This is a genomic window from Pseudomonas sp. G5(2012) (assembly GCF_000408945.1).
Lineage (GTDB): Bacteria > Pseudomonadota > Gammaproteobacteria > Pseudomonadales > Pseudomonadaceae > Aquipseudomonas > Aquipseudomonas umsongensis.
In genome coordinates this window covers 21,267-28,576 of the sequence record NZ_APIO01000058.1, presented here as the reverse complement: position 1 = coordinate 28,576, position 7,310 = coordinate 21,267, and the positions used below count along the sequence as shown (strand labels likewise).

The window sequence follows — 7,310 nt, the reverse complement described above, 5'->3', positions numbered from 1 at the left end:
CCGGCTTGCTGGCGATGGCGTTCTTGAAATCGCCCTCGCCAGCAAGCCTGCTCCTACAGTTTCTCAGGGGCGGGCCTTGAGTTGTTCCGCCGCAGCCTTCGCCAGGTCCGGCGGCAGGAAGTCCTTGTCCGGGTTGTAGTTGGGGTTGAGCCAACGTGCCAGATCCTGCAGATCCCCCGGGTTCAATGTACCGGCCTGCTGCTTCAAGCGCAGGTTGTCGAGGATGTAGTCGTAGCGGGTGTTGTTGTAGTCGCGTACCGAGGTGTAGAGCGAACGCTGCGCATCCAGCACGTCGACGATGTTGCGCGTACCTACCTGATAGCCGATTTCCGTCGCTTCCACAGCACTCTGGTTGGAGATGATCGACTGCTTGCGCGCCTGCACCTGCTCGACGTCAGTATTCACCGCACGGTGAAGGTCGCGGGTGTTTTCGACGATTTGCCGGCGCAGGGATTCGCGTTGCTGTTCGGTCTGGTCCAGTTGCGCATAGGACTGGCGCACCTGGGAGTTGATCAGGCCGCCGCTGTAGATCGGGATGTTCAATTGCAGGCCCACGGTGGTTTGCTCGACGTTACCGCCATAGGCCTGGGGAAAGCCGTTCGGGTTGCTAAAACCCAACGCATCGTTGTCGCCTTTTTCGTACTGCGCCACGGCGTCGAGGGTCGGCGCATGTCCAGCCTTGCGCTGTTTGAGTGTTTGCTCGGCAGCGCTGACGGCGTAGTTGCTGGCCAGTAGGTTGAGGTTTTGCTTGGCCGCCGTTTCGACCCAGGCTTTGGCGTCGTTCGGTGCTGGCGGGAGGATCGGCAAGTTGTGGCTGATGCCCTGGATCGAGTTGTACTGGCGGTTGGTCAGTGTCACCAGGGCTTCAAAGGCATCATCCACCTGGCGCTGGGCAACGATGCGATTGGCGCGTGCGGTGTCGTAGCTGGCTTGTGAGTTGAGCACGTCGGTCTTGTCCGAGAGCCCGACATCGAAGCGTTCGTTGGACTGATCGAGTTGACGCTTGAACGCGGCTTCCTCGGCCTTGGTCGAGGCAAGGTTGTCCTGGCTGCGCAACACGTTGAAGTAACTGTCGGCGGTCTGCAGGATCAGGTTCTGCTGGGTCGCGGAGAGTTGCAGCGCAGCCTGTTCATTGACGTCCTTGGCGGCCTGGAACTGGAACCAGCGATCGGCGCGGAAAAGCGGTTGCGCCAGGGTTGCCTGGTACGAATGCGCATTGCGGTTGGTCGTGGCCGAAGGCTGGTCGATGGCCGTGCGTACGTTGGAGACATTGGCGCCGCCCGACAGGTTGGGCAGCAAGCCTGCGCGGGCCTGGGGCACGACTTCCTTCTGGGCGCCATATTGGGCGATGGCGGCGGCGAGGTCGGCGTTGTTGTTGACCGCTTCCTGATAGACGCTGACCAGATCGGTCTTGGTCGATAAGGGCGCTTCTGCTGCCCAGGCCATTCCATTGGACGCACAAGACACGGCAAGGGCCAGTGAGAGTTTGCGCAGCATGAGGCGATCCCTAAAAGATTATGCTGATAATTTGAGCGCCAAGGCTACGGCGCGGCACCTGCAGCGTCAATGCGCAGCGTGGCCGTAGCGAGTGTAGTTGCGCGCTCGTCCCGCAACAATCCTGTAATTGCGCCATTCATCACGGTGTTTGCAGCGGTGTTGGCGTTCTTGGGCAGTTATGTCTAGACTGGCCGGGTTCTTGTCGGGGTGCCTTGCTATGAGGCTGAGATCGAATAATTTCGGATCCCGTTGAACCTGATCAGGTTAGCGCCTGCGTAGGGAACAAGATTTCTCGTCACCCGGCGAGTCCTCTTGTGCTTCGTCCGGGATGTTGTTCGACAATCGAACACCCCTCGAGCACTGAGCACAGCACAGCTGGTTTTCCCAGCGCACGTGCGTCCATTCGTTTACAGGTTCGCTCCGACAAAATTCCACTGCCTGGATGCTGTCTGGAGAGCCCGTGATGACTACAAAAGCAAAAATCGCCACCAACCTGAGTGACTCGGCCAAGGTCGATCAACAATCGGTTCAGCCGTTTACCCGTTCGCAAAAAATCTATGTCCAGGGTACTCGCCCGGACATCCTCGTGCCGATGCGCGAAATCAGCCTGGACGTGACGCCGACCGACTTCGGAGGCGAGGTCAACGCGCCGGTGGTGGTGTACGACACCTCGGGCCCTTACACCGATCCCAATGTCATCATCGATGTGCGCAAAGGCTTGGCCGATGTGCGCTCGCCATGGATCGAATCCCGCGGTGACACCGAGCGCCTGAGTGGCCTGAGTTCCAATTTCGGCCAGGAGCGCCTTGCCGATCCGGAACTGACCAAGCTGCGCTTCGCCCACGTCAACAACCCGCGTCGCGCCAAGCCGGGCGCCAACGTCAGCCAGATGCATTACGCGCGCAAAGGCATCATCACCGCCGAGATGGAATACGTCGCCATCCGCGAAAACATGAAGCTGGAAGTGGCCCGCGCCGCCGGCCTGCTGGACCAGCAACACGCCGGACACAGCTTCGGCGCCAGCGTGCCGAAAATCATCACACCAGAGTTTGTCCGTGACGAGATTGCCCGCGGTCGCGCGATCATTCCGGCCAACATCAACCACACCGAGCTGGAACCGATGATCATCGGCCGTAACTTCCTGGTGAAGATCAACGGCAACATCGGCAACAGTGCCCTGGGTTCGTCCATCGAAGAAGAAGTGGCGAAACTGACCTGGGGCATTCGCTGGGGTTCGGACACGGTCATGGACCTGTCCACCGGCAAGCACATTCACGAAACTCGCGAGTGGATCATCCGCAACTCGCCGGTACCAATCGGCACCGTGCCGATCTACCAGGCCCTGGAAAAAGTCGGTGGTGTGGCCGAAGACCTGACCTGGGAGCTGTTCCGCGACACGCTGATCGAGCAAGCCGAGCAGGGTGTCGACTACTTCACCATCCACGCCGGCGTGTTGTTGCGCTACGTGCCGATGACCGCCAAGCGTGTGACCGGCATCGTTTCCCGTGGCGGTTCGATCATGGCCAAGTGGTGCCTGGCGCACCACAAGGAGAACTTCCTCTACACCCATTTCGAAGACATCTGCGAAATCATGAAGGCCTACGACGTCAGCTTCTCGCTGGGCGATGGCCTGCGTCCGGGCTCGATTGCCGATGCCAACGACGAAGCGCAGTTCGGCGAACTGGAAACCCTCGGCGAGCTGACCAAGATCGCCTGGAAGCACGACGTGCAGTGCATGATCGAAGGCCCGGGCCACGTGCCGATGCAGTTGATCAAGGAGAACATGGACAAGCAGCTCGAGTGCTGCGACGAAGCGCCGTTCTACACCCTCGGCCCGCTGACCACCGACATTGCGCCGGGCTACGACCACATCACCTCCGGCATCGGTGCGGCGATGATCGGCTGGTTCGGTTGCGCCATGCTCTGCTACGTGACGCCGAAAGAGCATTTGGGGCTGCCGAACAAGGATGACGTGAAGACCGGGATCATCACCTACAAGATCGCCGCGCACGCCGCCGATCTGGCCAAAGGACATCCCGGCGCGCAGATCCGCGACAATGCCTTGAGCAAGGCGCGTTTCGAATTCCGTTGGGAAGACCAGTTCAACCTGGGCCTGGATCCGGACACCGCTCGTTCGTATCACGATGAGACGTTGCCGAAGGATTCGGCCAAGGTCGCGCACTTCTGCTCCATGTGCGGGCCGAAATTCTGCTCGATGAAGATCACCCAGGAAGTCCGCGAGTATGCGGCCAACCAACGGATCGAAGCGGTGGACGTGGACGTCGCCCAAGGCATGGCCGAACAGGCCGAGCGCTTCAAGCAGGAAGGCAGTCAGCTTTACCAGAAAGTTTGATCTGACAACCTCGTGCTGATCATTCCCACGCTCTGCGTGGGAATGCAGCCCGTGACGCTCCGCGCCACTGGACGCAGAGCGTCCCTTGAGGCATTCCCACGCAGAGCGTGGGAACGATCACACATCACAACAAATGTCCCTCTGAGATAACACCCTTGAGCATTCAACCGAGTACTTATTCACCTGGAATCGCGGTGCCAGCCGACAAGCGTGTGTTCGGCGGTCGCGATCTGTTTTCCCTGTGGTTCTCTCTCGGCATCGGCCTGATGGTCTTGCAGACCGGTGCGTTGCTCGCGCCAGGCCTGGGTCTGTCCGGCTCTTTGCTGGCTATTTTCCTCGGCACGCTGGTCGGCGTCCTGTTGCTGGCCGCCGTCGGCGTGATCGGCAGCGATACCGGCCTGTCGTCGATGGCCGCGCTCAAGCTTAGCCTGGGCAATCGGGGCGCGAGCCTGCCAGCCGTACTGAACCTGCTGCAGCTGATTGGTTGGGGCTCGTTCGAGATCATCGTCATGCGCGATGCCGCCAGCCTGTTGGGCGCAAAGGCCTTCAGCGATGGCAGTGCGCTGTCCAATCCAGTGCTGTGGACGCTGTTTTTCGGCGCGCTTGCGACCCTGTTGGCCGTCAGCGGCCCCTTGACCTTCGTGCGCCAGATCCTGCGCAAATGGGGCATCTGGCTGCTGCTGGCAGCGTGCATCTGGCTGACCTGGAACCTGTTCGCCAAGGCCGACCTGGCCGCCTTGTGGGCCCAGGCCGGCGACGGTTCAATGCCGTTTGCCGTGGGTTTTGACATTGCCATCGCGATGCCGCTGTCGTGGCTGCCGCTGATCGCCGACTACTCGCGTTTCGGCAAGCGGGCGAAAAACGTTTTCGGTGGTACCGCAATTGGCTTCTTTATCGGTAACTTCTGGCTGATGAGCCTGGGCGTGGCCTACACCCTGGCGTTCGCGCCGAGCGGTGAAGTCAATGCCTTGCTGTTGGCATTGGCGGGCGCGGGCCTGGGTATTCCACTGTTGCTGATTTTGCTGGACGAATCGGAAAACGCCTTCGCCGACATTCACTCGGCAGCCGTTTCCAGCGGGATTCTATTGCGCCTGAAAGTCGAGCACCTGGCCTTGGCCATTGGCGTGATCTGCACCCTGATCGCCTTGCTGGCACCACTGGCCCAGTACCAGAACTTCCTGCTGTTGATCGGCTCGGTGTTCGCGCCGCTGTTCGGCGTGGTGCTGGTGGATCACTTCATCCTGCGCAAGCGCAGTGGCCAGGTTGCCTCAGCTGCATTGCGCTGGCCGGCGCTGCTCGCCTGGTTGGGCGGGGTCAGCACCTATCACCTGCTGGCTAATCTGTATCCGGATATTGGCGCAACCCTGCCGGCGTTGATCCTCGCAGGGCTGCTGCAGTTGGTGCTGGGTCGGGCCTTCAGTTACGGCCAGGAAACAGCTCGGGCTTGATGATGCCGTTCAGGCGAGGGTAGGGGATCTTCAATTCGACATGGCCCAGCGCGTAAGGCGCGATGCTGCTGGTTTCGTACTTGAGGATCACCCCGCCATAGGTCAGCGCCACGTTCTGGGTTTTCTGGAACGGCCAGCTCTTGACGAACTCCGGTTCCTGATCGAGCTTGGTGCTGATCAACCAGCTGTTGTGCGCCACCTGCGCCGCTTTCCAGAACGCCTCTTCCTGCCCTGGCACCAGCATGTCCGAAAGCGTCAGCACTTTCTGCTGTTGGCGCGAGTAGTTGATGAAACCTCGTCCCGGTGTGCCATGGGCGCCGCCGGTGTCCAGGTAACTGGACAATTCGATGATCACCAGTCCGTCATGCTGTTCACGTACCTTGGCCTGCAAATAGCTGCTGTTGCGCGGGCCGGCGGTGCGCAAAAATTGTTCGCGATAGGCCGCCAGTGTCGGCGCCACCGGGGCGTCGGGCGAGGTGCGGGTCATTTGCAGCAGGCGTTTTTCGATGATGCCGTCAAGCGCAGGCTCGGCGGGAAAGTGCAGGGTGTCGATGTTCACCAGCGGGCAGTCCTGGTCCGAACAGCCTGGCTTGAGCTGCTCGGTGGCGTCGCGGGTGGTTTCCAGCGGCGCGCGATAATTGGGCTGGAACAGGCTCTGGCAAGCGCCAAGGGTCAGGGCGAGAGCGGCCACGGAGGCAATTTTAAAAAGTGACATGGGTGTCCTTGATAAAACAGGGAAAGGCAAAAAGTTACCCGCTTCGACTATCAACGGAGCAGTCAGTTCGCCACTAAGCTAATTAGAGTGGGTTTCGTACTCACCGTCTATCTCGATGAAGGTAAAGGGGCTGCATCAAACCTCACGGGCGCGTTAGGATGGCGCGAAGTCGAGGTTCCGGGAATGAACCTCGTATCGGTTTGAAGTAAGAGGATAGTCATGACTGATTTTGCCAAAGCCATTCCGACCGCCGTGGATATCGTTCGGCGTGAAAAGTGCTTCGAGGGTTTCTACAAGCTCGATCGCGTGCACTTGCGCCACGAATTGTTCGCCGGCGGCATGAGTCGCGAGATCAGCCGTGAACTGTTCGTGCGCCACGATGCGGTGTGCATGCTGCCCTATGACCCGAAGCGCGACGAAGTGGTACTGATCGAGCAGTTTCGCGTCGGCGCCATGGGCAAGACTGACAATCCATGGCTGATCGAACTGGTCGCTGGTCTGATCGACAAGGATGAGCAACCGGAAGAAGTTGCTCACCGCGAAGCGCAGGAGGAAGCTGGGCTTGTGATTGGGGCACTGTGGCCGATGACCCGATATTTTCCATCGCCGGGCGGCAGCAACGAATTCGTGCATTTGTACCTCGGACGTTGCGATAGTAGTGGGGTAGGCGGCCTGCATGGGCTGGAGGAAGAGGCTGAAGATATCCGCGTCACGGTGTGGGCGTTTGAAGATGCCCTGCAAGCCGTACGCGACGGACGTATTGCCAACGCGCCCAGCATCATTGCCTTGCAATGGCTGGCACTGAACCGCGTTGAAGTGAGGGGGTTATGGTCGTAAACAAGTTGCGCGATCGCTATCGGGTGGACCTCGTGGGGCTGCAGGCGTCCTGTGAGGCGAACTACGCGCGCCTTATGCGACTGTTGCCGGACATGCGCAGCGAGCCAGCGGCGCGGCGGATTGCCGTGACCCATGGCGACCAGATGCTGGGCGTGCTGGCGCTGGAAGTGCTGCAGGTTTGTCCCTACACCACGACCCTGCAGGTGCGGCAGGAACACAGCCTGCCGTGGCTGCCGGTGCCGCAACTGGAAGTGCAGGTCTATCACGACGCGTGCATGGCCGAAGTGGTCAGCGCCGAACATGCACGGCGCTTTCGCGGCATCTATCCTTACCCGAACGCCTCGATGCACCAGCCCGACGAAAAGGCCCAGCTGAACATGTTTCTGGGCGAGTGGCTGAGCCATTGCCTGGCACTGGGGCATGAGTACGAAGTCGTCCGTTAGTTGTGAACTGCGTCAGG

General features: G+C 60.3%; 6 protein-coding genes and 1 riboswitch. Of the genes, 4 read left to right on the top strand and 2 right to left on the bottom strand.

All coding sequences use genetic code 11. The features are described from left to right. Nucleotides 1–63: 63 nt before the first annotated feature. Complete coding sequence (locus PG5_RS18110) at nt 64–1,497, bottom strand: TolC family outer membrane protein (RefSeq protein ID WP_020798574.1); 1,434 nt, start codon at nt 1,495–1,497, stop codon at nt 64–66. Nucleotides 1,498–1,690: 193 nt separating this feature from the next. Continuing rightward, nucleotides 1,691–1,796, top strand: a riboswitch (TPP riboswitch). Between the two features lie 164 nt (nt 1,797–1,960). On the opposite strand from PG5_RS18110, the gene thiC reads away from it, so the two are divergent. Further along, nucleotides 1,961–3,850, top strand: a complete 1,890-nt coding sequence (gene thiC, locus PG5_RS18105) for a phosphomethylpyrimidine synthase ThiC (protein ID WP_008063536.1) — start codon at nt 1,961–1,963, stop codon at nt 3,848–3,850. Between the two features lie 155 nt (nt 3,851–4,005). Further along, nucleotides 4,006–5,298, top strand: a complete 1,293-nt coding sequence (cytX, locus tag PG5_RS18100; protein ID WP_042955490.1) for a putative hydroxymethylpyrimidine transporter CytX — start codon at nt 4,006–4,008, stop codon at nt 5,296–5,298. Here cytX and PG5_RS18095 read toward each other — a convergent pair. Beyond that, nucleotides 5,267–6,013, bottom strand: coding sequence for an RsiV family protein (locus PG5_RS18095; protein WP_008063538.1), 747 nt, complete (start codon nt 6,011–6,013; stop codon nt 5,267–5,269). The two genes, cytX and PG5_RS18095, sit on opposite strands and share 32 nt — an antisense overlap. 219 nt (nt 6,014–6,232) lie before the next feature. Here PG5_RS18095 and PG5_RS18090 point away from each other — a divergent pair, with 219 nt between their 5' ends. Both PG5_RS18090 and PG5_RS18085 read left to right on the top strand, forming a co-directional pair. Further along, entirely contained in the window at nt 6,233–6,850 is a 618-nt protein-coding gene (locus PG5_RS18090; RefSeq protein ID WP_020798570.1) for an NUDIX domain-containing protein, read from the top strand. Continuing rightward, nucleotides 6,841–7,293: a DUF1249 domain-containing protein gene (locus PG5_RS18085; RefSeq protein WP_008063540.1), complete on the top strand. Its 453-nt coding sequence runs from the start codon at nt 6,841–6,843 to the stop codon at nt 7,291–7,293. Before PG5_RS18090 ends, PG5_RS18085 begins: the two co-directional genes overlap by 10 nt. Nucleotides 7,294–7,310 lie beyond the last annotated feature (17 nt).

Excerpts from the sequence above, each read along its gene's own strand:
- PG5_RS18085 (WP_008063540.1), top strand. The coding sequence starts at position 6,841 with ATGGTCGTAAACAAGTTGCGCGATCGCTATCGGGTGGACCTCGTGGGG.
- thiC (WP_008063536.1), top strand. The coding sequence starts at position 1,961 with ATGACTACAAAAGCAAAAATCGCCACCAACCTGAGTGACTCGGCCAAG.
- PG5_RS18090 (WP_020798570.1), top strand. The coding sequence starts at position 6,233 with ATGACTGATTTTGCCAAAGCCATTCCGACCGCCGTGGATATCGTTCGG.
- PG5_RS18110 (WP_020798574.1), bottom strand. The coding sequence starts at position 1,497 with ATGCTGCGCAAACTCTCACTGGCCCTTGCCGTGTCTTGTGCGTCCAAT.
- PG5_RS18095 (WP_008063538.1), bottom strand. The coding sequence starts at position 6,013 with ATGTCACTTTTTAAAATTGCCTCCGTGGCCGCTCTCGCCCTGACCCTT.